The organism is Brucella thiophenivorans, assembly GCF_002252445.1.
Lineage (GTDB): Bacteria > Pseudomonadota > Alphaproteobacteria > Rhizobiales > Rhizobiaceae > Brucella > Brucella thiophenivorans.
Genome location: NZ_NNRJ01000012.1, coordinates 57,978 through 81,509 on the forward strand (window position 1 = coordinate 57,978; position 23,532 = coordinate 81,509).

Genomic DNA, 23,532 nt, shown 5'->3' on the forward strand with positions numbered 1-23,532 from the left:
GCACAAAGAATTCCATCTAGCTGCTAATGCGACGGGCAGTAGCTCTCTGCGTGGCGGCAGTAAATTGCGCCTTCAGTGCCCCGGAATTTGCCAACGCATGGCGCAGTGACAGAGGCAGTTCCATCTGCGCGCCCCGGCCCGAATGACAGCGGTTGCACAGATTCACTGGATTGGCAGCAAGGAATGCATGCCCCGATAGGCGTGTGGCAAACCCGGAACTTCTCAACTCCTCGTCAAGAAGCTCTATAAACTTAGCATCCAGTCCGCCAAGATAAATTGCGTCTTTATCATCCACATCGCCAAGAACCGGCAATTTCTGCAAGTCTCTTCGGCCATGAATGGCAAGGGCATATTTGGTATGGGAGAGGAGATTATCCATTCTCACTTCAAGAAAGCGATGAGATGTGATGTGAAGGTCTCTCGCCTTGTTACGATCAATGAGGCCAATGAACGAATAAAAACTATATTGCGCTTCAGCAATTTCATCTGCAAGTTCGGTCGTCAAATATTCGATTGCGCCGCCATGCGGGGCGAGGATGACCACTTCCGCACCCGGAACGAAGCGGGTCATGACCGCAAAATCTGTCCCTTCGCTGTAGACCTCGCAAAGCTCCTCAAACGAGTGGAACCGATCAGTCATTGCCTGCCTTCGTGAAAGCTTCGCGCCATTCGTCCGGAATACGACGCGGATGCCCCTGCTTGGTAATCATCACCGCTTCAACTTTCGCTTCCGAAAGCACCCGCTCGCCACAGGTAATCTTCTGCGCCATGATAACACGAGCACCACGTATTTCGCTGACACGGGTTTCAATCAGAATGAGGTCATCCATTTTCGCAGGCGATTTATAATCGATCTCCATGCGGCGAGCGACCCAGACCATTTCTTCGCCCAGAGCGCCTTCGGCCAGCTCAATGTGATGCACGTCCTGCAAGCGTAGAAAATCGGTGCGACCACGCTCGTAAAATTCGAGATAGCGACCGTGATAAACAAACCCCGAGAAATCCGTATCGGCATAATAGATACGGGCGTAAAGATGATGCGTTCCATCTTTCAGTTCGCCCGCAACCTGCGCATGATCCATAACTATTCGTCTTCCGTAAAAAGGCCAAACTGCGACTGCTGCGCGACTTCAGAAGGCGCAGCAAGCCCCAGATGTTGCCAGGCAAGATTAGTCAAAACGCGCCCGCGAGGTGTGCGCTGCAAGAAGCCCTGCTGGATCATATAGGGCTCGATAATGTCTTCAATCGCATCACGCGGTTCTGACAAACCGGCTGCAATAGTTTCAATCCCAACAGGACCCCCACCGAAATTACGGGCAATCATATCCAAATAACGACGGTCCAGCTGATCAAACCCACGATTATCGACTTCAAGTCGCGACAGAGCCTCATCAGCAATCTTGCGATCAATGACATCGACACCTGCAACCAGCGCAAAATCGCGCACGCGCCGCAACAAGCGCCCCGCAATACGCGGTGTCCCGCGTGAACGACGTGCAACTTCCAGTGCACCATCCGGTGAAATACCCATCTGCATGATGCGCGCACCGCGCCGCACAATATATTCGAGTTCTTCGACCGTATAAAAATTGAGACGTACCGGAATGCCGAAACGATCCCGCAGCGGCGTGGTCAAAAGCCCCAGACGCGTGGTCGCCGCAACAAGCGTAAATTTGGCAAGATCAATCTTCACGGAACGTGCCGCAGGCCCCTCACCAATGATCAGATCAAGCTGAAAATCTTCCATTGCGGGATAGAGAATTTCCTCAACCGCTGGACTTAAACGATGAATTTCGTCGATAAACAGCACATCGCGATCTTCAAGATTGGTCAGAAGGGCTGCGAGATCACCGGCCTTAGCGATTACCGGACCAGAGGTCGAACGGAAATTGACGCCGAGTTCCTTGGCCATGATCTGTGCAAGGGTGGTTTTGCCCAGTCCCGGAGGCCCAACGAACAACACATGATCAAGCGCTTCGCCCCGCACTTTTGCAGCCTCAATAAAAACTTTGAGATTGGCGCGCGCTTGTGCCTGCCCCACAAAATCATTGAGCGTTTGCGGGCGCAGGGTCGTATCGGCATCTTCGACGCGTATATCAGCGTCTATAAGAGGGTTGCGGTCGCTCATGCCAATCCTCTCGCATGAACGCTAAGTTGAGACAAGTATCTCACCGCGACAACTCCTTAAGACCAAGCCGAATAAGCTTGGCAGAATCGGCGTCCTCACCCGCTTCACGAAGGGCAGCCGCCACAGCATTGGCGGCCTGATCACGCGAATAACCAAGATTGGAAAGAGCAGAAACAGCATCACTGACCGGAGCGGAAGCAACCCCTGCACCAAGATCCTGCTTGAGACCGATTGTTCCGCTCGCATCACCGGCAAAAGCCGGAGCCTTGTTTTTCAACTCGGTGACAATACGCTCGGCAACCTTCTTGCCAACACCTGGCGCGCGCGACACCATATTTATATCACGCAACGCAATAGCATTGGCGAGTTCAGGCACCGATAGCGTACCGAGCACTGCAAGTGCCACCTTGGCACCCACGCCCTGCACATTTTGCAACAGGCGAAACCACTCGCGCTCAAGCTGTGACCCGAAACCATAAAGGCGGATCATGTCCTCACGCACGTAAGTCTCAATAAGCAAGGTTGCCGCCTCGCCCACTCCACCCAGATTGCCAAGCGTACGGGCGGAACAAAAAGCAACATAGCCCACGCCATGCACATCGATGACGGCATGATCCTCAGCTATTTCATCGATCACGCCCTTAAGCTTGCCGATCATTCTGGTTCTACCCCGCTAAAAGCGCATCCCGAAGAGTGTATTGCGGTTTTCGGAATAAGATGCGCGTTAACTCAAAAGCGCCTGCATTCTGCGTGCACTCACAATGCTCTGTCGATGATGCGCATGGCAAATGGCAATGGCGAGCGCATCGGCAGCATCGCTCGTATCGAACGTTGCGCGCGGCATCAAAACCTTCACCATCATATGAATTTGTTGCTTTTCACCATGACCGACGCCGATCACTGCCTTCTTAACGGCATTGGGCGCATATTCAGCAACCGGAAGCCCCGCCTGTGCAGGGGCCAGAAGTGCGATGCCACGTGCCTGACCAAGTTTCAGCGTTGCTGTCGCATCCTTATTGACGAAAGTATGCTCGACCGCCGCTTCATGAGGTATGAACTCATGCAGCACCTTCGAAAGCCCTTCATGGAGCTGACAAAGCCTGGAAGCCAGATCTAACTCGGCGTTCGAGGTCACCGTTCCAGAGCCTATAAAATGCAGGGAGTTGCCAAGCGATTCGACCACGCCCCAGCCGGTACGGCGGAGTCCCGGATCAATACCAATGATGCGAATCGTTTCTTTCATATGTGAATCCTATCCTCAGACAGGTTCACATGACAGCACAAAAGTGAACAAAAGAGAAACATATGTGCCGGGTGATACGGGAAGCCTGCGCAAAATTTGGCTTTGATGAGTGGCAAATCGTGGTCTTTGGGAACCGCAGCGCAGTGCACTTAAGGGTACGGGAACCTAGGCAACCGCAAAGAGCGCCGTTTGCACGCCATCAAAGGCAAAATCTTAAGAAGCGCCAAAGGCGGTCTTCAACAGCACAATCTGATCGGAAACCGGGTTGCCGCGTGGTACACTCTGAAGCGAAACCACTTCGCCATAAACATTGCGATCCATGCGACGTACGCGGGCCTGAAGGCGGATCGAACGTTCGATCAGTTCAATGAAGGCAAACGGTAATTCGTTCCAGCCTGTCGCCACATCACCGGCGGACGGCGTATCAAGACGCACCTTTGCCTTTTCGGCTTCAACCTGCTTGCGGGACATTTCGCCATTGCGCGCTGCACGCTGCAACAACAGCCACGACGCCACCTGCATGAGGCGCGTGGTCAGGCGCATTGATTCGGCCGCATAAAGGGTTGCAGCAACACGCGAGAGATTGCGCGCTTCTTCACGGCCTTCACCGTCGAGATAACTCGCCGCTTCCTCGACCATATCCATGCCTTCACTGTAAATCGGCTTGAAGGAATCCGAGAACACCATGCGTTCAGCCAAGCTGATCATGTTACCCGGCATTTGTCCCTGTTCGCTAATCACTGCTGCCACCTTACATGACCACACAAAGGGCGGTCATTTTGTTGTTCGCATCCTCGTCAAATGGATACGAATAAAATCATTGAACGCTGTTCGATCATAGGGAGGAACGGGACGAAACAGCCACATCAGACAAGTCCACGATAAAGTGCACCTTCATGCACCGTCGCGCAAGTTTATGTTTAACGTTCGGTTAATTTTTCAAGATATTTTTAAACAAAGCGTGAAGAGCAGATAAGGCCAGAGCGCCGATTGCTGAAAAACGCATAAAAAAAAGAGCCGCAAAGGCGGCTCTCAGGAGTTTAACAGGGAGGCGTCAAACAGAGTGGCTAAAACCACTCGGTAAGAATCCAGCCGAACTGGATATAAACCATTTAACGTTATTAAGATTAATGAAGGGTTAATTTCCGCAATCCGAGTGCATATTCAAACAAAAAAGCCGCCCGAAGGCGGCTTTTGAAATCAGTTTTATCAGGCCTGCTGCAATGCAGGCTTGGCGGTTGAAACGACCAGAGCCTTGGAGCCTTCGGCTGCAACCGGCTTTGCGGCTGGCTTCTTGCCCCAACCAATGGTTGGCAGCCATTCCAGATAATACGCAAGTGCGAACTGCATGACCACGCCCGTCGCAATCAGCAGCGTATCGTATGGCAGGCCACCCGGATTAACCAGTTTCATAACCTGAGCGACCATCGCCAGAAGTGTACCCGCAATGAAAACAGGCAGTGAATGCTTACCGAGAATCGCCAGTGGATTATCCGCCGAAGTACGCGCAATGCTGTTTAAGGTCGGCACCACGGCAATCAGATAGGCAATTGCCAATATATGCAGAAGACGGGGAGCCGACAGGAATGTTTTGTCGAACCCAGTCAGAACCGCAGGCATACCCATCGAGGCATCAATACCCCAAAGTGGCAGACGAACCCAAGCGAGCGACAGAACCAAATAACCAACAGCTGCTGCAATCAGTGCAGGATGCGTTGTAAGCTTACCGCCACGGCGCACATGGATCGTACCAGCAATACCAATGGCAAACAGGAACTGCCACGACAGCGGGTTAAGGAACCACACGCCTTCAGTCGGATAGTTGATTGGTGCCACATGATAAAGCCCCGACAACAACCAAACCATGCCCGAAACACCAAGCATAAGCGACAAGCTGATACGAGCAAGCAACAGCATCAGCGGCGTGAGAAGAAGCACGACTGCGTACATTGACAGAATGTTATTATAGCCAAGCTGATGACCGAGCGTGACCAGACCAAGCAGCGCCTCGACTGGCTGCTTGATCAGTGGTCCGATATTGATCTGGGTGAGCAATTCGCGATGTTTAAGGAAAACGGCGGCAGCGGCAAAAATACCAATCGTCGCAAGCGTCGTCATAATGTGCGCTGTATAAAGCACACAGGCGCGACGCCACATTTTCAGCGTCAGCACAAGCTGATTGCCGGGCGCGAACTTGGAACCATAGGCCAATGCAACCGCCATACCTGAAATCAACACAAACGCTTCTGCAGAATCAGAAAAGCCAAGGTTTTTATGGGTGAAATGCTCGAAGATTGTTCCGGGCACATGATTGATGAAAATCGTAAGCAGAGCCAAAGCGCGAAACACGTCGATGCGTGTGTCGCGAACCTTTGGCACTATTTTCGCCGTTTCATTCGTCATTTCGCCTGCCTGCTGTTTGTTTTTCCATCTGCGATAGTGCAGCACTCATTGCCGCCTTATATAACGGGTAATTCGGTCAGAACCCGGTTGGTTCCAATCAACTTTCGTTCCAGTGGATAACATAATGCCAACAGCCGGCTTCCACGCCCCCAACAAAGCTGAGCGAATATAAAGAGGGCTGTTCAACGCACTCCTCTTACTTTATGCCCGAATTCCATCAACATTTTTCGCTAGGTTTGGTTTATGAACGCGCCAACTGCTAAACAAAAAAATGAACGCTGCCGCCTTTTGCTGGTTGCACCTCCCATTGCCGATGGGGATGCACTGGCAAAACTATTGACCGCAGCACTTTCAGGTGGCGACGTGGCAAGTGTGATTCTTGACGGTACGGACCTTGATGAGGCCGCTTTTCAGGCCTCCGCTCAGAAAGCTGTTGCAGTCATTCAGGAAAAAGGTGCCGCAGCCATCATTTTAAATGATACGCGCATTGCAGGTCGTGTTGGGGCCGATGGCATTCATATCGAAGGCAAAGCCGCCGAGCTTGAAGAAGCGATTGAAAAGCACACACCAAAGTTCATTGTTGGCACCGGCAATCTGCGTGATCGTCACAGTGCGATGGAAATTGGCGAGTTGCAGCCGGATTATGTGTTCTTCGGCAAGATCGGCGCAGATAACAAACCGGACGCACATCCGCGCAATCTTTCTCTGGCTGAATGGTGGTCAGATTTGGTTGAAATTCCAAGCATCGCACAGGCTGGCAACACAATTGAAAGCATTATTGCGGCCTCAAAAACCGGCGCAGATTTTGTAGCACTTGGACAGGCGGTCTTTGAAGCTGAAGATCCGGCGAAGGCCGTTGCGGAAGCCAACCGACTTCTTGATGAACACGCTCCCCGTTTCGAAAATTAACCCCCAAGGTTTGCACGCCCCATGAAGCGCAGAATTCTTCTCGCCACGGCTTTGATCTTTGCTGCATCCACTCCAGCCACAATGGCTGCTGGGGCAGTAAACGAGCCGACAGGCGTGCAAAAACATCACGACAGTAAAGGCGACAAGCCGGCTGAAAAACCCAAAATGCTGCCACAACCAGCAACAACCAATATGTTGCCAAATATCGACCCAAGCCGTTTTGGCGACAAACCGGCCGATGAAGCCTTTGGTGCTTATCAGCGCGGACTTTACCTGACGGCATTTAATCTCGCTCTGCCACAAGCCGAAAAAGGTGATCGCGCATCACAAACGCTGGTCGCTGAAATCTATGCCCGTGGTCTTGGTGTGCCCGCTGATCAGAAGAAAGCTGCGCATTGGTACGCAAAGGCTGCTGAGCAAGGTGTCAACGAAGCTCAGTTTCGTTATGCAGCTCTGCTCTTGCAAGGCCAGTATGTGCGCAAGGATACAGCCAAGGCCACCAAGCTCATGCAACAAGCCGCTGAAGGCGGCAATGCCATGGCACAGTTTAATTACGGCCAGCTTGTCATGATGAAGACGCCGGGACAGGCGGGGCTGGATGAAGCCTTTCCGTGGTTTGAGAAGGCCGCTGCTGCAAAATTGCCAGACGCCGAATATGCAATCAGTCAGGTCTATGCCAATGGAACTGACAAAATAACGCATGACGACAAGAAAGCCCGCGAATATCTACTGCTTGCCGCCCGTAAAGGCTATGACACAGCACAATATGATCTGGCCCATTGGCTGATTGAAGGGCGTGGTGGCGATCGCAATTATGAACAGGGTTTTGGCTGGATGCAGATTGCGGCGCAACGCGGCATGGTCATGGCACAGGCTTGGCTTGCGCGCCTGTATCGCGATGGCATCGGTACAGATGGCGATCTGGAAAAGGCTGCAGCCTGGTACATCATCGCACAACGTGCCGGTTATCGCTCACCAGACCTCAATGATATGATGGATGGACTGGCAGACGAACAGCTTAAAGTCGCTGTTCAGACTGCAAATAATCTGCGCGTGCGATAGTTTTTCGGCCAGTTTTTGCTTGTCGAGCGTGCTGATTTACCGCCCAGACTTGCACAAAGCGCCATTTTATGGTCTTGGAGAGCCCGATTATCGTGGTTCGAGTTAAAGACGGACGCAATCCCCGAAAAGATATGGGAGATTGCCTTTCTGTCGTGATGCGCCGGGCCGCTACAGTTTTCACATTTATTCCCGGATTAAGCTCATGAAGATCAATGGTAACGAAATCCGCCCCGGCAATGTTATTGAGCATGATGGTGGCCTGTGGGCTGCGGTCAAGACCAATGCTGTCAAGCCAGGCAAGGGCGGCGCTTACAATCAGGTTGAACTGAAAAACCTCATCACCGGCACCAAGCTCAATGAGCGTTTCCGCGCAGCAGAAACTGTTGAGCGCGTTCGTCTGGAACAGAAGGACTTCTCGTTCCTTTACGAACAGGGCGAAGCGCTGGTTTTCATGGATACCGAATCCTACGAACAGCTTGAACTACTCAAGGATTTCGTTGGCGACCGCGCAGCGTTCCTCCAGGACGGCATGATGGTCACCGTTGAACTTTATGAAGAAAAGCCAATCGGCATTCGTCTTCCAGAACAGGTAACGCTTGCAATCGTTGAAGCTGATCCGGTCGTCAAAGGCCAGACTGCAGCTTCTTCCTACAAGCCAGCTGTCCTTGAAAACGGTATCCGTATCCTCGTTCCACCATTCATCGCTTCTGGTGAACGCGTTATCGTTGATACAAGCGAACTGACCTACATCAGCCGCGCATAAGCTCTTCATCAAAATCAGCGGCGCTTGGCCCTCCTCGCGCCGCAGTCCGATTCCCATTCATGGTGATCGCGACAGTTCTTTCTCAGCTAATCAGTATTAAAAGGACGATCAGATGGCTCGTTCAGCCCTCCTCAATGTTATGGTTCAGACTGCCATGAAAGCCGGCCGCAGCCTTGCGCGCGATTTCGGCGAAGTGCAGAATCTTCAGGTTTCGCTTAAAGGCCCAGGCGATTATGTCAGCCAGGCTGACCGCCGCGCCGAAAAAATCATCTACACAGAACTGAGCCGCGCCCGCCCGGATTTTGGCTTCCTTATGGAAGAGTCAGGTGAGGTTGAATCCAAGGACGGACAGCATCGCTGGCTGGTCGATCCCCTTGATGGCACAACAAACTTCCTTCACGGTATTCCCTACTTTGCAGTCTCTATCGCTCTTGAGCGTCAGGGACAGATCGTTGCTGGCGTCATTTATAACCCGGCCATGGACGAACTTTACACCGCTGAACGCGGCGGCGGCGTGTTCCTCAATGATCGTCGTCTGCGCGTTGCAGCCCGCACCAAGCTGGTTGATTGCGTGATCGGCACTGGCATTCCGCATTTGGGACGCGGTCAGCACGGTCATTATCTCGTTGAGCTGCGCAACGTCATGGCTGAAACAGCCGGCGTTCGTCGCATGGGTGCAGTCGCCCTCGACCTCGCTTATGTTGCGGCAGGTCGTCTCGATGGTTTCTGGGAAGACGGCATGCATCCATGGGATCTTGGCGCAGGAATGCTGATGATCCGTGAAGCAGGCGGCTTCATTTCAGATAAAAACGGCGGTCAGGACATTTTTGACACCAAGACCATCGTTGCCGGCAATGAAATCATTCACAAAGCATTGCTCAAGACGATCAAGAAGCCAATCTGATCAGATCTGTTATATGCATTTTTTATGCGCCTCGGTATTCTAACCGGGGCGCATTATTTTTTCACGCCAGATGATTCCGCTCCAACAAATTATGAAGTAGGCTCCCGGCCACAAGATTATCCCTACGGATATCCATGGAGCGAAACGCATGAGCGATTTGAGACTTTCCCGGGAACGACTGGACGATACACGGGACTATGATCCCTACCGCCTGAGCAGCCCGCGAATCGTCATTCTTTCCATGGTGATTTTTCTCATCATTGTTGCGTTCCTTGCCGCCGTTCTGATGCGGCAAATCCATACATTCTTCGTCACCAATCCCGGGCTTAACGGGCTGATTTTTGGCGTACTGCTCATCGGCATTCTGCTTGCTTTTGGACAAGTTCTTCGGCTTTTACCGGAAATTCGCTGGGTCAACTCTTTCCGCGATGGCGAACGCGACGGCACCACGCGTCCACCCGTCTTGCTTGCGCCCATGCGTGCTTTGATTGGTCGTAGACAATCCATGGCGCTGACGACCACTTCCACGCGCACCATTCTCGATTCGATTGCCTCACGGCTGGATGAAAGTCGCGATATATCGCGCTATCTGATCGGTCTTCTGGTATTTCTGGGCCTGCTTGGCACATTCTGGGGCTTGCTGGAAACTGTTGGCTCCATCGGTCAGACCATCCAGTCGCTCGATCCAAGTTCGGGCAACACCACGGATGTGCTCGATTCGCTCAAAGCCGGCTTGCAGGCACCACTATCAGGCATGGGCACCGCATTCTCGTCATCCCTTTTCGGTCTTTCCGGTTCGCTGATTCTCGGCTTTCTCGATCTTCAATCGGGCCGCGCACAGAACCGATTCTACACAGAGCTTGAAAACTGGCTGGCATCCGTCACCGATCTTGGCTCTGATCTCAGCACCGACGAGAATTTAGGCGATATTCGCAATATTGCTGAACGTATGCAGAATCTGCAGGGCGGAGAGGCGTCCAGCCAGCGCACATCAGCAGCCCTTGCCAATCTTGCCGAAGGCATTCAAGGGCTGGTCAAGAGCATGCGCAGCGAACAACAAATGATGCGCGACTGGGTTGAAAAGCAAGCGGACGAGCAAAAGGCCATTCGCGAGACGCTTGGCAATCTCAACGAGGCCATTGCGTCCAGAGCCCCTGCCGAGCGTGCTCCAGATCGTCCCACTGACAGCAAACGGCCGGAGTAAGCAACATGGCTCTTGGCCGTAACCGTCGCCCCCAGCGCCATGTCGACTATTGGCCCGGCTTCGTCGATGCGCTGACCACACTGCTTCTGGCCATCATGTTCCTGCTCACGGTCTTCGTACTGGGACAGTTTCTATTGAGTCGTGATGTCGATACCAAGGACAGCGCACTGGCACGTCTTAACAGCCAGATACAGGAACTCACGCAGCTTCTGTCGCTTGAAAAAAGCAATACGCTGGATATGCAGGATGTGATCGCCAACCTGCAAGCCTCACTGTCCGGTGCTGAAAGTGAGCGTTCGCGCCTGCAAGCCCTGCTCAACGAGGGCAGCGGCGCCGGTGCTGCCGCTGAAAAACGCGCAGGCGAATTGGGTCAAAGTCTGGAAGCCGAAAAGCAGGTCAGTGCACGCGCGCTTTCACAGGTGGAACTGCTCAACCAGCAGATTTCGGCGCTTCGCCGCCAGATCGGAGCGCTGGAGGATGCGTTGAATGCCTCCGAATCGCGTGACCGCGAATCGAACACAAAGATTGCCGATCTCGGTCGCCGTCTGAATGTGGCCCTGGCGCAGCGCGTTCAAGAACTTAACCGCTATCGTTCCGACTTCTTTGGCCGTCTTCGTGCGATTCTATCCGACAAGGAAAATATCCGCATTGTCGGCGACCGATTCGTGTTTCAATCCGAAGTGCTTTTCCCGACCGGCTCTTCCGACCTCAATCCTGCAGGTCTTGATGAGATGAAGAAGCTTGCTGAGGCGGTCGTCACGCTCAATCAGGAAATCCCGGATGACATCAACTGGGTTCTGCGCGTGGATGGCCATACCGACAATGTGCCGCTCGCAGGCACTGGCCGCTTCCGCGACAATTGGGAACTGTCATCGGCACGTGCGACAGCAGTGGTCAAATATCTGATCTCCAATGGTGTTCCGGCGAACCGGCTTGTTGCGGCGGGTTTTGGCGAATATCAGCCGCTTGATAATTCCGATGCGCCTGATGCACGTGCCAGAAACCGCCGCATTGAGCTGAAGCTTACAGAACGATAAGAGAGCGCATCTCGAAAAGAGTAAAGCGCTTTGCGGATAAGATGCCGCAAAGCAAAAACTAAAGGGGCTTCACGCCCCCTAATTTTATTTGCCGAAGACCCCTGCACCTGCTTCAAACTGAAGTTTGGCAAGGCGAGCATAAATGCCGCCCTTTGCCACGAGTGTCTGATGCGTGCCCTCTTCGACAATCCGCCCCTTGTCGAGCACCAGAATGCGGTCAGCTTTTAGAACGGTCGCTAGACGATGCGCCACGACAAGCGTCGTGCGATTATCCATCAGACTATCAAGCGCCTTCTGCACCAGCATTTCGCTTTCTGCATCAAGCGCAGAAGTGGCTTCATCAAGCAGCAAAACAGGTGCGGCACGTAGAATTGCGCGCGCAATGGCAATGCGCTGCCGTTGGCCACCCGAAAGCGTCACACCGCGCTCACCCACTTCTGTTTCATAGCCCTTGTCCAGCGCCATAATAAAATCATGCGCGAGAGCAGCTTTTGCTGCAGACTCGATATCCGCATCGCTCGCCCCCGGCTTACCAAAACCGATATTCTCGCGAATGCTGGTTGCAAAGATCGCGACATCCTGCGGAACCACAGCAATGCGTTCACGAACACGGGCCGGGTCTGCATCAGGCAAAGCCACGCCATCCATCAGCACAGAACCCGTCTGTGGGTCGTAATAGCGCATCACCAGCGAGAAGATCGTGCTTTTGCCGGCACCAGATGGTCCAACAATCGCAACCGTCTCACCGGGCTTTACAGTGAAGCTCACGCCATTGAGCGACGGCGCATGCGGGCGTGTCGGATACGAGAAATAAACATCATCAAAGCTGATTTCGCCGCGTGGCGGTTGAGGCAATGCAACAGGATTCGTCGGAGGAGCAATACCAGGATTTTCATCCAGAATTTCTGCAAGACGTTCTGTGGCACCCGCGGCCTGCGCAAGCTCGCCACCTACTTCCGAAAGTGCGCCAAATGCGCTGGCTGCAAATACCGCGTAAAGAACGAACTGGCCCAATGTACCAGCGGACATGGTTCCCGACAGCACATCGCGCGAACCAAACCACAGCACCGCGACAACACTGGAAAAAATCAGGAAAATCGCAAAGCCAGTGAGAATAGCACGCGCTTTGATCGAAGAACGCGCAGCCTGATAGGCTTTTTCAACGGCACCCGCAAAACGCCCCACCACCATATTTTCATTGGTAAAGGCCTGCAAAGTGCGCATGGCACCAATCTGCTCACTGGCATAGGCATTGGCATGTGCGAGCATATCCTGCGTCAAGCGTGAGCGCCGCCGCACTGAGCGACCAAAGGCGATCAGCGGTATAACGATCAGTGGAATGGCCGCGATCACCAACATTGAAAGCTTGGGACTTGTGACCACCATCATGATGAGGGCGCCAAAACCAAGAATGACGTTGCGAAGCGCAACCGAAGCTGTAGCCCCAACGACCGACTTGATCTGCGTAGTATCGACGGACAGGCGCGAGACGATTTCGCCCGATTGTGAGCGGTCGAAAAATTCCGGCGACAAGCTTGTTACATGCGCGAAAACGGCATTGCGCAGATCGGCCACCACACGTTCGCCGAGTGATATGACGAAGAAATAACGAAGACCGGACGCCAAAGCCAAAACGAGCGCAAGTGCAACCAGCATGACAAAGTAGTTATTGACGAAGATCGCATCAGAACCCGTAAAGCCGTGATCTATCATACGGCGCACAGCGACAGGAACCGCGAGCGTCGTCCCCGCCGCAAGCACCAGCGAAAAAAGCGCCCCGATCACCAGAATCTTATAGCGCGAAAGAAACGGTAGCATCCGCTTCAATGGCTTGAGCGAACGGCGTTTACGCCCTTCTTCTGCCTCTAAATCGGGATTCATGCGAATTTGACTGTCACTGCTGGCCATTCTTGAGATTGCGCCCTTGTTATTGCCGTGCGCCTGATGTATAGGCTCGCCAACCCTTTTGGAAGCCGTTGCCTGCAAGTAACGGGTCTTCATATCTGCCATTGGGCGAAAGTGCCGCAGTTTTAAACACTAGAGCTGGGCTTTTCTTCCCAGACTTTCAGGATTGAGAAGATGAAAGCTGATATCCATCCCGACTACCACACCATCAAGGTCGTGATGACCGATGGCACTGAATATTCAACCCGTTCCACATGGGGCAAAGAAGGCGATACGATGAATCTCGATATCGATCCTTCCACGCATCCAGCATGGACCGGTGGTTCGCAGACCCTGCTTGACCGCGGTGGCCGCGTTACCAAGTTCAAAAACCGTTTCGGCAATCTCGGTATCTAATTCCGAAATTGATGAACTTCCGAAAAACCTCGCTCCGGCGAGGTTTTTTGTTGTTCGGATTTCAGGCATAAGCCCTATAAAAAAACGCCCGGACAAGCCGGGAGTTTTTAAATCAAAAACAAATAACCGAAATCAGGCGCTCAGCTTTTCCATCACTTCATCACTGACTTCGAAGTTAGAATAGACGTTCTGAACGTCATCATCATCTTCGAGAACATTGAGAAGCTTCAGCACGGAGCGCGCCTTTTCCTCGTCAAGTTCGGTGTTGGTCTGCGGCTTCCAGATCGTCTTGATCGATTCAGCCTCACCCAACGAGGCTTCAAGAGCCTTCGACACTTCGCCAATGCTTTCAAAGGCGCAGAGAATCACATGCTCTTCTTCGCCCGATTGAACGTCATCGGCACCAGCTTCAATCGCTGCTTCCATAAGCGTGTCAGCGTCGCCAACAGCAAGCTTGTAAACGATTTCGCCAACGCGATCGAACATGAAGGATGCAGAACCGCTTTCACCCAGCGCTCCACCCGACTTGGTGAAAGCTGCGCGAACATTAGATGCGGTGCGGTTGCGGTTGTCGGTCAGCGCTTCAACGATAACCATCACACCGCCCGGACCACGGCCTTCATAACGCACTTCATCATAGTTTTCGCCGTCATTGCCGGCGGCCTTCTTGATGGCACGTTCGATGTTATCCTTCGGCATCGACTGCGCCTTGGCGTTCTGGATGGCCAGACGCAAGCGAGGGTTCATCAGTGGGTCAGGCAGACCCTGCTTGGCGGCAACGGTTATTTCGCGTCCGAGCTTGGAAAACATTTTCGACCGCACGGCATCCTGACGGCCTTTGCGGTGCATGATATTTTTAAACTGTGAATGGCCAGCCATGGCACCCCTGTTCTGTTCATATGATGCGCACGGAGAAAGCGTCACATAGAATGGGTCGGGCCACAGCTTGGGCCACCGTGCTTTCCGTGCAGAATGGGCGCGTTATAAGGAATTGAGGCCCATTCGTCCAGTAAAAGCGGCCAAGTGTGAATTCCTATGTCATCAAAACACTTATTGGTCGACGCAAGCCACCAAACAATATTATCTATAAATCCATGAATCAGCGCACAAACGACACTTCAAGCGAAACCATTGCAAGCCGTATCAGCCGCATTCTTGCGGACCGTATTATTGCGGGCGAAATCGAGCCGGGTGTAAAACTACGTCAGGACTATATAGCGGAGGAGTTTGCCACAAGCCATGTGCCGGTGCGTGAAGCTTTCAGGCGACTAGAAGCACAGGGCTTAGCCGTTTCAGAACCGCGCCGGGGCGTGCGCGTTGCCTCTTTCAGCATCAGCGAAATCCGCGAAGTCGCAGAAATGCGTGCAGCGCTTGAAGTGTTAGCTCTGCACCACGCAGCCCCGCACATCACACGCGCCACGCTGGATGCTGCTGAACAGGCCACCGTCGAGGGTGACAAGTCGCGCGATGTGAAAAGCTGGGAAGCTGCCAATCGCCGCTTCCATCGCTTGATTCTCGAACCCTGCAACATGCCACGCTTGCTTGCAGCAATTGATGATCTTCACGCCGCCAGCGCACGATTTCTGTTCGCCACATGGCGTTCGGAATGGGAAACCCGCACAGATCATGATCACCGGGCTATTCTCGACGCCCTGCGCAAGAACGATGTCGACACAGCTGCAAGCATCCTTGCCCGCCATGTTCAGTGGATCGGTCACCGCCCTGTAAAGACCGCTTCGGGCAAGACACGTGATTCCTTTGCGATTGTCGGCTGAACACCCGCATTCTTTTTTACATTTTCTGCCTTTTCGCACGACACGCTTTGGTACCAAACTTGGGGTCGCCAAGCGCAGAAAAGCAGCATTTTATCTATTTAAAAAATTTCCTGCTTGCCAAAAGCATCATTTATCTGAAATTTAAATAGATCGAATCTTGATTTTATCTATAATTTGAGGACGCCATGACTAGCATCGCCCAAACCCGCACTTCCTTCAGCCCGCTTAACCTTGAATCCCGCTCGCCTGCGCTGCGCATTGCGGCTGTGGCTTTCGGCACTCTGGTTCTTGCAGTCTCATCGCAGATCGAAGTGCCGATGATTCCGGTTCCGATCACCTTGCAGACATTGATCGTGCCGCTGATTGGTGCGCTTTATGGCTGGCGTCTTGGCATGGCAACGGTTCTTGCATGGCTTGGTCAAGCCATGATTGGCCTTCCTGTTCTCGCAGGTGGCGCTGGTGGCTTTGCACATTTTGCAGGTCCAACAGCAGGTTATCTTGCTGCCTTCCCTATCATTGCAGCACTTACTGGGTATCTGGCTGAACGCGGCTGGAACGGCAAAAATATCATACTGGCTTTCGTATCGTTCCTAGCTGCCAATGCAATCTGCCTCGCATTGGGTGCGGTGTGGCTTTCAGGCGTGATCGGCATCGAGAAGGCCGTCGCTTTTGGCGTGACACCGTTCATCATCGGCGCACTGATCAAGTCGGCACTGGGCGCAGCCATCCTTAAAGCGGCACGCTAAACACTAGAGCGGTTCCTGTTTAAACAGAGACTTGGGAACCGCTCTATCCTTTTGTTTTCAATTATTTTTCCTGGAAATACTCTAACAAAAAAAGCCGCCCTCTTCATCAGAGAGCGGCTTTTCATTGCTTTATAAACTCTACTGTTTACGCCTGCGCCGCGCCATCATGTTGAGCGCCTCGACCAGTGCAGAGAAGCCCATGGCCGCATAAATATAGCCTTTTGGCACATGGAAGCCGAAACCATCGGCAATCAGCGTCATACCAATCATCAGCAGGAAGCCAAGCGCCAGCATAACGATGGTCGGGTTGTTGGCGATGAACCGCGACAGCGGGTCTGCAGCAAGCAGCATTACAGCAACTGCGGTAACAACTGCAATCACCATGATTGCGATCTCATCGGTCATGCCGACCGCGGTAATGATCGAATCAACCGAGAACACCAGATCGAGGATCAATATCTGCACAATGGCAGCACTCATCGTAAGCTGAACCACTTTGCCGCCGATATTCTCCTTGCCGTCATGCGGATCGACCGTGTGATGGATTTCCTTGGTCGCCTTCCAAACAAGGAACAGACCACCAGCTATCAGGATAATATCGCGCCATGAGAAGCCATGATCGAAAGCAAAGAACACAGGCTCTTTAAGCTGCACGATGATAGAAATCGTGAACAGCAGTCCCAGTCGCAGAATAAGCGCAGCACCAATGCCAATACGCCGCGCTTTCGATTGCAAGTGCGCGGGGAGCTTGTTGGTGAGAATCGATATGAAAATGAGATTATCAATGCCAAGGACGACTTCCATCGTCACCAGCGTGATTAGCGCGGCCCATCCCGCCGGACTTGAAAGAAAGGCCAGATGCTCGGCAAAAAAATCCATTGAGTGTCGTCCCCTACGAATTGCTTATCGCAGGCAAATAGGAACTCCATGAACGCATTCAACGGGCGATGATCACCTAACTGCAATCAGCCGCCCAATTGACGATAACTTCGTAAAACATATCAAAATGTAGCGTTATTTCCAGAAAGCAGGAATGGTCTCTTCGAGTCGCGCACCGATGCGCAAAGGCGCCACTTTTTCGGCAAGCCCTGTGCGATCTGAAATCTCGATTCCCACGCCGCAGACTGTTGCAGGACCACTCGCTGCTTCAAAACGACCTTTGGGAACTTTCGATAAAAAGCGATTGAGCGGCTCTTCTTTTTCCATACCAAGCGAAGAATCATAATCGCCGCACATGCCTGCATCTGACATATAGGCAGTACCATTGCGCAAAATCTGGCAGTCGGCCGTTGGCACATGCGTGTGCGTGCCGATGACTGCACTGGCGCGACCATCGACAAAATGGCCAAAACACTGCTTTTCGCTGGTTGCTTCCGCATGAAAATCGAAGAAGACGGCATCAGCCTGTTCGCCAAGCGGACAAGCTCCAAGAATTTTTTCAGCTGCCAGAAATGGATCATCAAGGTCGGGATGCATAAACACACGGCCCATAATATTGGATACGAGCACGCGTGCGCCATTCTTGGCGATGTAAAGCCCCTCGCCTTTGCCGGCTGTTCCTTTCGGAAAATTCGCAGGCCGCAGAAAACGATCTTCACGCTTGGAGAAATCAAGTGCCTCGCGCTGATCCCAAACGTGATTTCCGGTCGTCACCACATCAGCGCCCGCGCGGATTGTATCGTGAAAAATGTCTTCGGTAATACCGAAGCCGCCAGCGGCGTTCTCACCGTTGACGATCACGAAATCCAGCTTCAGATCAGAAATCAGCCCCGGCAGTTTGTCATAGACTGCCATGCGCCCCGACCGGCCCACCATATCACCAAGAAAAAGTAATCTCATAAATTCGTCTTTATCAGCCCAGATCGAAGGAACGCAAGCCGGTCTCTGTCAGTATATGATGAAGAGCAATATCATGCGGCTCATTGGGCACATATGGCACTTCCTGGCAATCAAAAGCCATGCCAACCAGCAGCGGCTCCAATCCCTGCGCTCTGAACCGTGCCAGTGCCCGGTCATAATGCCCGGCACCATAGCCAAGCCTGTGCCCGCGCTTATCAAAACCGGCAAGTGGCATCAGCAGGATCGCCGGCTCAACCAACGGCGCGTTTTTATCCGGCCCCATGGTGCCAAAGCCCGTTTGCACCAGCTGAGCATCCGGCAGAAACTCTCGAAAAGCGATGGTCTCCTTGTCCAGAACCACCGGCAGACAAAGCCGCACGCCTTTTTCGCGCATGAAAGACAACAGCGGACGCGGATCAATCTCCGAGCGGATTGGCCAATAACCGGCAATCATCATGCCCTTCAGCGCGACAATTTTTGTTTCTGCTTGTTTAGCCGCCGCCAGCGAAGCCTCATAGCGAAACCGTGGGTCAAGCGCGTCACGGCGCGAAAGAACCGCACGCCTCAATGTCTGCTTGTCGTCGCCTCGCGGTTGCCCATCATCATTCATGGCTGCGCCCTCCCGATCATTAACGCTGCACCATATTTATATGGGTGCACCCATCTCGATGCAAAAGACTACGCGCTGGAGCCCTTGAAAACCATGGCTGATTGTTTGGATAAGTTTCAAAACAAAGGAAAAGTGGCGACCACGACAACCGATGGTAGTGTTTGATCCCGGATACCTACAACGTAGGTGGGTGCCATATGCGAAAGCCCACGGGCCTTCACAGGGACAGCTCCCTTAGAGATCAGTAAGGCCCCGGGGATGCTGTTACACCTGTCGGGAAGCGCAGTACGCCGACAACCTATATAGGCTTAGTCTGGCTCAAGCGCCAGAGGCGCGAAGACAGATACAGAAATCTTTTGAAATCAGACAGAACCCGGACGCGGCGCAATGCGCGATGCCACCTGCTCAAGACGCGCAGCAACATCTGAGAGCATTCCGGTTATAGCAGCATCGCTTTTATCAGCACTTGTCAGCGCCTCATCATGTGAGCGGCGAAGGTTTTCGACCTCGTTCTCAAGAACTTTAATTCGCTTTTGCGTTTCTGCCAGCTCATCCATGACCATAATGCCAGCCATAACGGTCAGGCGCAGATCACCAATTTCGCCAAAAGATGACTTGAGATGAGTAACATATTGGTCAAAACGATCAGCCAGACCGGAGAGATGCTCTTCCTGACCCTCATCGCACGCCATGCGATACGCTTTGCCATCGATGGTAACAGTTACAGTCGCCATGCTTGTATCCTCTATCGATCCAGAACGGCGCGGATGGTTTCCATAGCTGTCACAAGACGACGCGATACTTCGCGGTTCGCGGCTTCAAGCCGCTCTGCGCGTGCCTCGGACTGGTCAAGCTCTTGCGCAAGACGGCTACGGTCAGCGTTCATACGCTGCACCTCTTCCTCAGCTTCGGCGAAATCGCCTTCCTTGTCCAGCCGCAAGTCCACTGCTTGTTCAAGCGTGTTAATTGCCTTGCCCAGCCGTTCGACGACTTGCCTGAGGGTCGTATCGGGTGCCATCCATATCCTTTCCAATGCCAGATCACAGACGCAGATTACAGCCTTCGAATCGCGCCTGCCGGACGGGCATCTTTAAAAAGACTGTAATAATCGTGAGCCCGATAAGCAACAAATGAGGGGGCTTTGACCCCGTTCATGCACCGTTATCAGCGCAAAAAAGGCTTTTCAGTGTTAGCCGCCCCAGCAATTGCCCGCATTTCGCACTTAATCGCGGAGTGTTTATTGTCGAAAAGCTATCGTTTTGTTGACTCCTCAGTCGCAGGTGCTATGTGTCCCAAAGCCTTTTGCGGCGCGAGCATCTAACGTATTTAATCGGTTTAAATTGATTAAATCGTTTAGTATAAGAAACTCGTGCTTCAGTTCCGAGGCATCGCCGCAACCCCGTTCAAACCACTCTGGAAAGACGGCTGAGACCATGACGAATTCCGATAAACAAAATCAGTTGGCCAACGCAATCCGCTTCCTCTCGATTGATGCGGTCGAAAAAGCCAATTCCGGCCATCCCGGACTCCCGATGGGTGCAGCCGATATTGCGACCGCGCTTTATACGCGTTTCCTGTCGCATGACCCGCAGAACCCACATTGGCCAGATCGCGATCGCTTCGTGCTCTCCGCAGGTCACGGCTCGATGCTACTTTATTCGCTGCTCTTCCTTTCGGGCTACGAAGACATATCGATTGAGGAAATCAAGAATTTCCGTCAGCTCGGCGCACGTACTGCTGGACACCCGGAGTATGGTCATGCCGCAGGCATCGAAACCACAACAGGCCCACTCGGTCAGGGCATTGCCAATGCCGTTGGCATGGCGCTTTCCGAACGCGTTCTGAATGCACAGTTCGGCGACAGCCTCGTTGACCACTACACCTATGCGGTTGTTGGCGACGGCTGCCTCATGGAAGGCATCAGCCAGGAAGCCCTTTCGCTTGCCGGTCACCTGAAGCTAAACAAGCTTATCGTCTTGTGGGATGACAACAACATCTCCATCGACGGCCCGATCTCGCTGTCCGACAACACCGATCAGCCTGCACGTTTCGCCGCTTCCGGCTGGAACACCATTGCTGTTGATGGTCACGATCAGGACGCCATTGCCAAGGCAATTGAACTGGCAAAGGTTTCGGAAAAGCCAACCTTCATCGCGTGCAAGACCACTATCGGTTTTGGTTCGCCAAACCGCGCTGGCACCAACAAAGTTCACGGTTCGCCACTCGGTGCAGAAGAAATCGCTGCAACACGCAAGGCACTTGGCTGGTCGGCTGAACCTTTCGTTGTTCCTGCTGAAGTTCTCGACGCATGGCGCGTTGCTGGTCTGAACGCTGCGAAGAAGCGTCTGGAATGGGAGAAGCGTCTGGCGAATGTCGATGCAGAAACCCGCGCTGAATTCGAACGTCGTATGCGTGGCGACCTGCCTGCAAACTTCGATGACGCGATCAACGAATACAAGAAGAAGCTTTCCGCTGAAAAGCCAAAGGTTGCGACCCGCAAGTCGTCCGAAATGGCTCTGGAAGTGATCAACGGCGTTGTGCCTGAAACTCTTGGCGGCTCTGCCGACTTGACCGGTTCCAACAACACCAAGACCAGCCAGACCAAGGCTGTTACGCCGGAAAACTACGGTGGTCGTTACATCCACTACGGTATCCGCGAACACGGAATGGCTGCTGCGATGAACGGTATCACACTGCATGGCGGTCTGATTCCTTACTCCGGCACCTTCATGTGCTTCTCGGATTATTGCCGTCCGGCCATGCGTCTGTCGTCGCTGATGGGCATCCGCGTTGTTTACGTTATGACCCATGATTCGATTGGTCTTGGTGAAGACGGTCCGACCCACCAGCCGGTTGAGCATCTGGCAGCTTTGCGCGCCATTCCAAATCACAATGTCTTCCGTCCGGCAGACGCTGTAGAAGTTGCAGAATGCTGGCAGATTGCACTGCATTCGAAGGGCACTCCTTCGACGCTCGCTCTGACCCGTCAGAACCTGCCTGTCGTTCGTACCGATCACCGCGAAGAAAACCTCTCCGCATTCGGTGCCTATGAGCTGGCAGCTGCAAAGGGTGACGCAAAGGTTTCGATCTTCGCAACTGGTTCGGAAGTTGAAATCGCGCTCAAGGCTCGCGACCTTCTCGAAGCCAAGGGCATTGCAACACGCGTTGTTTCGGTTCCATGCTTCGAGCTGTTTGAAGAACAGAGCGATGCTTACAAGCAGGCAACGCTTGGCGATGCTTCCGTTAAGGTCGCAATCGAAGCTGGTCTTTCGATGGGCTGGGAACGCTTCATCGGCGAAAACGGCGTGTTCATCGGCATGAAGGGCTTCGGCGCTTCGGGCGAGATCAACGATCTCTACAAGCACTTCGGCATCACAGCAGAACATGCTGCTGAAGCTGCGGAAAAGAAGCTCAACGCCGCATAATGTTCAAACGCCGGCGCTAAACACGCCGGCGTTTAAGTTTCCAGTTAGGGCTTAAGGCCTTAGCTGTTTTATCAAGTCACTGCATATGCAGAACCCTTTCGGGAGAATTAGAGAAAATGACAGTTCGCGTCGCAATCAACGGTTTTGGCCGCATCGGCCGTAATGTCCTTCGCGCTATCGTCGAATCGGGCCGCACCGACATTCAGGTCGTTGCAATCAACGATCTTGGTCCGGTCGAAACAAATGCGCATCTGCTGCGCTATGACAGCGTTCATGGTCGTTTTCCAAAGGAAGTAAAAGTCGTTGGTGACACCATCGACGTTGGCTATGGCCCGATCAAGGTTCACGCTGTTCGCAACCCGGCTGAACTGCCATGGAAAGAAGAAAACGTCGATATCGCTCTCGAATGCACCGGCATTTTCACATCGCGCGACAAAGCAGCCCTTCATCTTGAAGCTGGCGCAAAGCGCGTTATCGTTTCGGCACCTGCCGATGGCGCCGACCTGACTGTCGTTTACGGCGTCAACCACGACAAGCTGACGAAAGACCACCTGGTCATTTCCAATGCTTCTTGCACCACCAACTGCCTTGCGCCAGTGGCACAGGTTCTCAACGATGTAATCGGCATCGAAAAGGGCTTCATGACCACGATCCATTCTTATACAGGCGACCAGCCAACGCTGGACACCATGCATAAGGATCTCTACCGCGCACGCGCAGCAGCTCTTTCGATGATCCCGACTTCTACGGGAGCTGCAAAGGCTGTTGGTCTGGTTTTGCCAGAACTCAAGGGCAAGCTCGACGGCGTTGCGATCCGCGTTCCAACCCCGAATGTTTCGGTTGTTGACCTGACTTTCATTGCAAAGCGCACGACCACTGTTGAAGAAATCAACAATGCGATCCGCGAAGCCGCCAATGGCCGCCTCAAGGGCATCCTCGGTTACACCGATGAGCCACTGGTATCGCACGACTTCAACCACGATCCGCATTCGTCGATCTTCCACACCGACCAGACCAAGGTTATGGACGGCACGATGGTCCGTATCCTGTCGTGGTATGACAATGAATGGGGTTTCTCCAGCCGCATGAGCGACACCGCCGTCGCTATGGGCAAGCTGATCTAATAACTGACAACGCCCCTTCAATCACGAAGGGGCGTTTTCTCTTCAAAAAGCATTTCCAG

The 23,532-nt window shown here is 53.1% G+C and carries 25 protein-coding genes and 1 other RNA gene; 11 read left to right on the forward strand and 15 right to left on the reverse strand.

Annotated elements, in window-relative coordinates; translation table 11 throughout:
* Nucleotides 1–16 precede the first annotated feature (16 nt).
* The 7 genes from CEV31_RS03300 to CEV31_RS03330 form a co-directional block, all read right to left on the reverse strand.
* The gene (locus CEV31_RS03300; RefSeq protein WP_094505468.1) at nt 17–640 is read right to left on the reverse strand and encodes a poly-gamma-glutamate hydrolase family protein; all 624 of its coding nucleotides are present in this window, start codon (nt 638–640) and stop codon (nt 17–19) included.
* Nucleotides 633–1,082, reverse strand: a complete 450-nt coding sequence (locus tag CEV31_RS03305; protein WP_094505469.1) for a YbgC/FadM family acyl-CoA thioesterase — start codon at nt 1,080–1,082, stop codon at nt 633–635. The genes CEV31_RS03300 and CEV31_RS03305 overlap by 8 nt, the downstream gene beginning before the upstream one ends.
* A 2-nt stretch (nt 1,083–1,084) precedes the next feature.
* Entirely contained in the window at nt 1,085–2,128 is a 1,044-nt protein-coding gene (gene ruvB, locus CEV31_RS03310) for a Holliday junction branch migration DNA helicase RuvB (RefSeq protein ID WP_094505470.1), read from the reverse strand.
* 40 nt (nt 2,129–2,168) lie between these two features.
* On the reverse strand, nt 2,169–2,786 hold the full coding sequence (gene ruvA, locus CEV31_RS03315) for a Holliday junction branch migration protein RuvA (RefSeq protein WP_094505471.1): 618 nt from the start codon (nt 2,784–2,786) through the stop codon (nt 2,169–2,171).
* A gap of 66 nt (nt 2,787–2,852) precedes the next feature.
* Nucleotides 2,853–3,371, reverse strand: a complete 519-nt coding sequence (gene ruvC / locus CEV31_RS03320; protein ID WP_094505472.1) for a crossover junction endodeoxyribonuclease RuvC — start codon at nt 3,369–3,371, stop codon at nt 2,853–2,855.
* Nucleotides 3,372–3,584: 213 nt separating this feature from the next.
* Nucleotides 3,585–4,091 (reverse strand): protease adaptor protein RcdA, encoded by a 507-nt coding sequence (gene rcdA / locus CEV31_RS03325; RefSeq protein WP_094505607.1) that lies wholly within the window; start codon nt 4,089–4,091, stop codon nt 3,585–3,587.
* A gap of 489 nt (nt 4,092–4,580) precedes the next feature.
* Complete coding sequence (locus CEV31_RS03330; protein ID WP_094505608.1) at nt 4,581–5,774, reverse strand: OpgC family protein; 1,194 nt, start codon at nt 5,772–5,774, stop codon at nt 4,581–4,583.
* A 243-nt stretch (nt 5,775–6,017) separates the two neighbouring features.
* Between CEV31_RS03330 and CEV31_RS03335 the strand changes: the two genes are divergently transcribed.
* From CEV31_RS03335 to CEV31_RS03360, 6 genes are all read left to right on the forward strand, one after another.
* Complete coding sequence (locus CEV31_RS03335) at nt 6,018–6,683, forward strand: thiamine phosphate synthase (RefSeq protein ID WP_094505473.1); 666 nt, start codon at nt 6,018–6,020, stop codon at nt 6,681–6,683.
* 21 nt (nt 6,684–6,704) lie between these two features.
* Nucleotides 6,705–7,745, forward strand: coding sequence for a tetratricopeptide repeat protein (locus tag CEV31_RS03340; RefSeq protein ID WP_094505474.1), 1,041 nt, complete (start codon nt 6,705–6,707; stop codon nt 7,743–7,745).
* Between the two features lie 202 nt (nt 7,746–7,947).
* Nucleotides 7,948–8,508, forward strand: a complete 561-nt coding sequence (gene efp / locus CEV31_RS03345; protein WP_094505475.1) for an elongation factor P — start codon at nt 7,948–7,950, stop codon at nt 8,506–8,508.
* A gap of 112 nt (nt 8,509–8,620) precedes the next feature.
* Nucleotides 8,621–9,412 carry an inositol monophosphatase family protein gene (locus CEV31_RS03350; protein ID WP_094505476.1) on the forward strand — a complete coding sequence of 264 codons (792 nt, stop codon included), beginning with the start codon at nt 8,621–8,623 and terminating at the stop codon, nt 9,410–9,412.
* Nucleotides 9,413–9,560: 148 nt separating this feature from the next.
* Nucleotides 9,561–10,616, forward strand: a complete 1,056-nt coding sequence (locus tag CEV31_RS03355; RefSeq protein WP_094505477.1) for a MotA/TolQ/ExbB proton channel family protein — start codon at nt 9,561–9,563, stop codon at nt 10,614–10,616.
* Nucleotides 10,617–10,621: 5 nt separating this feature from the next.
* Complete coding sequence (locus tag CEV31_RS03360; protein ID WP_094505478.1) at nt 10,622–11,653, forward strand: peptidoglycan -binding protein; 1,032 nt, start codon at nt 10,622–10,624, stop codon at nt 11,651–11,653.
* Between the two features lie 84 nt (nt 11,654–11,737).
* On the opposite strand, the gene CEV31_RS03365 is transcribed toward CEV31_RS03360, so the two are convergent.
* Entirely contained in the window at nt 11,738–13,663 is a 1,926-nt protein-coding gene (locus tag CEV31_RS03365; RefSeq protein ID WP_094505479.1) for an ABC transporter transmembrane domain-containing protein, read from the reverse strand.
* Between the two features lie 69 nt (nt 13,664–13,732).
* Here CEV31_RS03365 and rpmE point away from each other — a divergent pair, with 69 nt between their 5' ends.
* A complete protein-coding gene (gene rpmE / locus CEV31_RS03370; protein ID WP_094505480.1) occupies nt 13,733–13,954 on the forward strand; it encodes a 50S ribosomal protein L31 in 222 nt (73 codons plus the stop codon).
* A 132-nt stretch (nt 13,955–14,086) separates the two neighbouring features.
* On the opposite strand, the gene CEV31_RS03375 is transcribed toward rpmE, so the two are convergent.
* Entirely contained in the window at nt 14,087–14,833 is a 747-nt protein-coding gene (locus CEV31_RS03375; protein WP_094505481.1) for a YebC/PmpR family DNA-binding transcriptional regulator, read from the reverse strand.
* Between the two features lie 215 nt (nt 14,834–15,048).
* Here CEV31_RS03375 and CEV31_RS03380 point away from each other — a divergent pair, with 215 nt between their 5' ends.
* Together CEV31_RS03380 and CEV31_RS03385 are read left to right on the forward strand one after the other, a co-directional pair.
* The gene (locus CEV31_RS03380) at nt 15,049–15,729 is read left to right on the forward strand and encodes a GntR family transcriptional regulator (RefSeq protein ID WP_094505609.1); all 681 of its coding nucleotides are present in this window, start codon (nt 15,049–15,051) and stop codon (nt 15,727–15,729) included.
* Between the two features lie 185 nt (nt 15,730–15,914).
* Nucleotides 15,915–16,475 (forward strand): biotin transporter BioY, encoded by a 561-nt coding sequence (locus tag CEV31_RS03385; RefSeq protein ID WP_094505482.1) that lies wholly within the window; start codon nt 15,915–15,917, stop codon nt 16,473–16,475.
* A 138-nt stretch (nt 16,476–16,613) separates the two neighbouring features.
* Here CEV31_RS03385 and CEV31_RS03390 read toward each other — a convergent pair whose 3' ends face one another.
* The 6 genes from CEV31_RS03390 to CEV31_RS03415 all read right to left on the reverse strand — a co-directional run bounded on the left by CEV31_RS03390 (nt 16,614) and on the right by CEV31_RS03415 (nt 19,942).
* Nucleotides 16,614–17,354 carry a TerC family protein gene (locus tag CEV31_RS03390; RefSeq protein WP_094505483.1) on the reverse strand — a complete coding sequence of 247 codons (741 nt, stop codon included), beginning with the start codon at nt 17,352–17,354 and terminating at the stop codon, nt 16,614–16,616.
* Nucleotides 17,355–17,489: 135 nt separating this feature from the next.
* Complete coding sequence (locus CEV31_RS03395; RefSeq protein WP_094505484.1) at nt 17,490–18,314, reverse strand: TIGR00282 family metallophosphoesterase; 825 nt, start codon at nt 18,312–18,314, stop codon at nt 17,490–17,492.
* Between the two features lie 13 nt (nt 18,315–18,327).
* A complete protein-coding gene (locus tag CEV31_RS03400) occupies nt 18,328–18,924 on the reverse strand; it encodes a 5-formyltetrahydrofolate cyclo-ligase (RefSeq protein ID WP_094505485.1) in 597 nt (198 codons plus the stop codon).
* Nucleotides 18,925–19,057: 133 nt separating this feature from the next.
* Nucleotides 19,058–19,216, reverse strand: a non-coding RNA gene (gene ssrS / locus CEV31_RS03405) — 6S RNA.
* A 70-nt stretch (nt 19,217–19,286) separates the two neighbouring features.
* A complete protein-coding gene (locus CEV31_RS03410; RefSeq protein ID WP_094505486.1) occupies nt 19,287–19,658 on the reverse strand; it encodes a cell division protein ZapA in 372 nt (123 codons plus the stop codon).
* A gap of 11 nt (nt 19,659–19,669) precedes the next feature.
* The gene (locus CEV31_RS03415; RefSeq protein WP_094505487.1) at nt 19,670–19,942 is read right to left on the reverse strand and encodes a DUF4164 domain-containing protein; all 273 of its coding nucleotides are present in this window, start codon (nt 19,940–19,942) and stop codon (nt 19,670–19,672) included.
* A gap of 415 nt (nt 19,943–20,357) precedes the next feature.
* Between CEV31_RS03415 and tkt the strand changes: the two genes are divergently transcribed.
* Nucleotides 20,358–22,349 carry a transketolase gene (gene tkt / locus CEV31_RS03420; RefSeq protein WP_094505488.1) on the forward strand — a complete coding sequence of 664 codons (1,992 nt, stop codon included), beginning with the start codon at nt 20,358–20,360 and terminating at the stop codon, nt 22,347–22,349.
* Between the two features lie 116 nt (nt 22,350–22,465).
* Nucleotides 22,466–23,473, forward strand: a complete 1,008-nt coding sequence (gap, locus tag CEV31_RS03425) for a type I glyceraldehyde-3-phosphate dehydrogenase (protein WP_094505489.1) — start codon at nt 22,466–22,468, stop codon at nt 23,471–23,473.
* The last annotated feature ends 59 nt before the right edge of the window (nt 23,474–23,532 follow it).

What these genes read in the sequence shown, in the direction of transcription:
- CEV31_RS03300 (WP_094505468.1), bottom strand. Translation starts at nt 640, where the DNA reads ATGACTGATCGGTTCCACTCGTTTGAGGAGCTTTGCGAGGTCTACAGC.
- CEV31_RS03305 (WP_094505469.1), bottom strand. Translation starts at nt 1,082, where the DNA reads ATGGATCATGCGCAGGTTGCGGGCGAACTGAAAGATGGAACGCATCAT.
- ruvB (WP_094505470.1), bottom strand. Translation starts at nt 2,128, where the DNA reads ATGAGCGACCGCAACCCTCTTATAGACGCTGATATACGCGTCGAAGAT.
- ruvA (WP_094505471.1), bottom strand. Translation starts at nt 2,786, where the DNA reads ATGATCGGCAAGCTTAAGGGCGTGATCGATGAAATAGCTGAGGATCAT.
- ruvC (WP_094505472.1), bottom strand. Translation starts at nt 3,371, where the DNA reads ATGAAAGAAACGATTCGCATCATTGGTATTGATCCGGGACTCCGCCGT.
- rcdA (WP_094505607.1), bottom strand. Translation starts at nt 4,091, where the DNA reads ATGCCGGGTAACATGATCAGCTTGGCTGAACGCATGGTGTTCTCGGAT.
- CEV31_RS03330 (WP_094505608.1), bottom strand. Translation starts at nt 5,774, where the DNA reads ATGACGAATGAAACGGCGAAAATAGTGCCAAAGGTTCGCGACACACGC.
- CEV31_RS03335 (WP_094505473.1), top strand. Translation starts at nt 6,018, where the DNA reads ATGAACGCGCCAACTGCTAAACAAAAAAATGAACGCTGCCGCCTTTTG.
- CEV31_RS03340 (WP_094505474.1), top strand. Translation starts at nt 6,705, where the DNA reads ATGAAGCGCAGAATTCTTCTCGCCACGGCTTTGATCTTTGCTGCATCC.
- efp (WP_094505475.1), top strand. Translation starts at nt 7,948, where the DNA reads ATGAAGATCAATGGTAACGAAATCCGCCCCGGCAATGTTATTGAGCAT.
- CEV31_RS03350 (WP_094505476.1), top strand. Translation starts at nt 8,621, where the DNA reads ATGGCTCGTTCAGCCCTCCTCAATGTTATGGTTCAGACTGCCATGAAA.
- CEV31_RS03355 (WP_094505477.1), top strand. Translation starts at nt 9,561, where the DNA reads ATGAGCGATTTGAGACTTTCCCGGGAACGACTGGACGATACACGGGAC.
- CEV31_RS03360 (WP_094505478.1), top strand. Translation starts at nt 10,622, where the DNA reads ATGGCTCTTGGCCGTAACCGTCGCCCCCAGCGCCATGTCGACTATTGG.
- CEV31_RS03365 (WP_094505479.1), bottom strand. Translation starts at nt 13,663, where the DNA reads ATGGCAGATATGAAGACCCGTTACTTGCAGGCAACGGCTTCCAAAAGG.
- rpmE (WP_094505480.1), top strand. Translation starts at nt 13,733, where the DNA reads ATGAAAGCTGATATCCATCCCGACTACCACACCATCAAGGTCGTGATG.
- CEV31_RS03375 (WP_094505481.1), bottom strand. Translation starts at nt 14,833, where the DNA reads ATGGCTGGCCATTCACAGTTTAAAAATATCATGCACCGCAAAGGCCGT.
- CEV31_RS03380 (WP_094505609.1), top strand. Translation starts at nt 15,049, where the DNA reads ATGAATCAGCGCACAAACGACACTTCAAGCGAAACCATTGCAAGCCGT.
- CEV31_RS03385 (WP_094505482.1), top strand. Translation starts at nt 15,915, where the DNA reads ATGACTAGCATCGCCCAAACCCGCACTTCCTTCAGCCCGCTTAACCTT.
- CEV31_RS03390 (WP_094505483.1), bottom strand. Translation starts at nt 17,354, where the DNA reads ATGGATTTTTTTGCCGAGCATCTGGCCTTTCTTTCAAGTCCGGCGGGA.
- CEV31_RS03395 (WP_094505484.1), bottom strand. Translation starts at nt 18,314, where the DNA reads ATGAGATTACTTTTTCTTGGTGATATGGTGGGCCGGTCGGGGCGCATG.
- CEV31_RS03400 (WP_094505485.1), bottom strand. Translation starts at nt 18,924, where the DNA reads ATGAATGATGATGGGCAACCGCGAGGCGACGACAAGCAGACATTGAGG.
- CEV31_RS03410 (WP_094505486.1), bottom strand. Translation starts at nt 19,658, where the DNA reads ATGGCGACTGTAACTGTTACCATCGATGGCAAAGCGTATCGCATGGCG.
- CEV31_RS03415 (WP_094505487.1), bottom strand. Translation starts at nt 19,942, where the DNA reads ATGGCACCCGATACGACCCTCAGGCAAGTCGTCGAACGGCTGGGCAAG.
- tkt (WP_094505488.1), top strand. Translation starts at nt 20,358, where the DNA reads ATGACGAATTCCGATAAACAAAATCAGTTGGCCAACGCAATCCGCTTC.
- gap (WP_094505489.1), top strand. Translation starts at nt 22,466, where the DNA reads ATGACAGTTCGCGTCGCAATCAACGGTTTTGGCCGCATCGGCCGTAAT.